Raw genomic sequence first — 255 nt, 5'->3', positions numbered from 1 at the left:
CCAGAAGTGGATAGCTTAACCTTCGGGAGGGCGTTCACCACGGAGTGATTCATGACTGGGGTGAAGTCGTAACAAGGTAGCCCTAGGGGAACCTGGGGCTGGATCACCTCCTTATCGACTTAGAACTAATTTGTTCGAAGTGTCCACACAGATGATTGTTGATTAGAATTAGAGAACACAAACATTGTTTGGGTCTGTAGCTCAGCTGGTTAGAGCGCACGCCTGATAAGCGTGAGGTCGGTAGTTCAAGTCTAC

Annotated in this window: 1 rRNA gene; it reads left to right on the top strand. The window is 48.6% G+C overall.

Annotated elements, in window-relative coordinates:
- Positions 1-114: ribosomal RNA gene (locus IY568_RS24550) — 16S ribosomal RNA — on the top strand; the annotation flags it as partial.
- Between the last annotated feature and the right edge of the window lie 141 nt (positions 115-255).

It is taken from the genome of Pseudoalteromonas sp. PPB1 (assembly GCF_015356275.1).
In the GTDB taxonomy this organism is placed as follows: Bacteria; Pseudomonadota; Gammaproteobacteria; order Enterobacterales; family Alteromonadaceae; genus Pseudoalteromonas; species Pseudoalteromonas rubra_D.
Note: the sequence above shows the minus strand (reverse complement) of the source record. Positions and strands in the feature narration are given on the sequence as shown.